The sequence below is a fragment of the Blautia glucerasea genome (assembly GCF_013304385.1).
In the GTDB taxonomy this organism is placed as follows: domain Bacteria; phylum Bacillota; class Clostridia; order Lachnospirales; family Lachnospiraceae; genus Blautia_A; species Blautia_A ammoniilytica.
Genome location: NZ_JAAITU010000122.1, coordinates 1 through 1,307, shown reverse-complemented (window position 1 = coordinate 1,307; position 1,307 = coordinate 1). Strand labels below are relative to the sequence as shown.

General features: G+C 41.9%; 1 protein-coding gene. It reads right to left on the bottom strand.

The window, feature by feature from the left end; genetic code table 11:
• Nucleotides 1-1,179 (bottom strand): IS110 family transposase (locus tag G5B11_RS18670; RefSeq protein WP_173729330.1); only part of this gene is annotated, 1,179 nt, incomplete at its 3' end.
• Between the last annotated feature and the right edge of the window lie 128 nt (nt 1,180-1,307).

Here is a 1,307-nt window from a genome sequence, read left to right as displayed (position 1 = left end):
CACAGCTATCACTGACTGCATCTTTTTCAGTGGATTTTTCTCCCTTGTCCGGTAATAACTATGGATTTCCTTAAATTCTTTATTTTTCCCGATCACAGATATCGCAGCTTCATACAATGCATATCTCAAACGCTTTCTTCCCCTGTGGCTGATCCTGCTCTCCCCGTTATGTTTCCCGGAGCTGTCTGCAACAATGGCATAACCGGCAAGCTTCTGCACCTGTTTCGGATTATCAAAACGTCCAATGTCTCCTACTTCTGCGATAACGCAACTTACCGTCTTTATCCCTATCCCATTGATCTCCATCAGCTTATCTATATAAGGAATCTCAGAAAGTGTTTCCTTTATCTCTTCCATAAGTTCATCCATCCGGTTTTTGTATATTTCGTAGTCATTCAGTAGGTTTCGGATCTCTTTCCTGGCACTTCTCGGTGCTTCCGTATTTCCGATGCTGTGCTCCGCTGCTGTTACCAGGGTCGTTGCCCTCTTTATCCCAGCGCCTTTCAGCCTTGCATCTCTCCATATCTTATTCACTCCGTCCACGCCAAGCTCTTTGATATCACATGGCAGTGGTGCCTGTTTGATTACCATCAGTCCGCTTACCGCATCCGGATTCCTGTAAACGTCTTTTATTTCCGGAAAATAAATGCTGAACCAGCGGGCGATTCTGTTTTTGATCCTTGTAATCTCTTCCTGTGTCTGAATACGAAGGTTGGACAGATTTCTGATCTCTGCATAGATCCCGGTTGGAATATATGGATAAGAGAATCTTCCTTCATTTACCAGACCCGCAATTGTCTTTGGATCTTTACGGTCATTTTTGCTCGGATTATTGTCATCTAGTTCTTTGGATTTCTTGACATGATGTGGATTCACATGTACTGGTTTCATTCCCTGTTCCTGCAGGTACGCTCCAAGATTCAGCCAGTAGTGGCCTGTTGGTTCCATTCCTGGAATCACAACCTTCATCCCATGTTTCTCTGCTATATCATCCATCCAATCCTTAAATGAGGAAAATCCTGCTTCATCATTGCTGAAGGCGAACGGCTTCTTTGAGTACTCATAATTGCGCCAGTTAAAAGCCCTTGCATAATGGGTTTCACTTCCCACATCAATACCAACGATTAAAGTCTTTTCCGTAATAGATGCAATTTTTGCGTTCTGTGTGTTATAATTCATTTCAAGTACCTCACTGTTTAATAAGATTTTTTACTAACCGTCCAAAGTCAGTAATCTTATTTTACTCTGAGGTATTTTTTTCTCAACCTTCTTTCTCGGAATTCCTTATATTTGAATTATACAAGAAG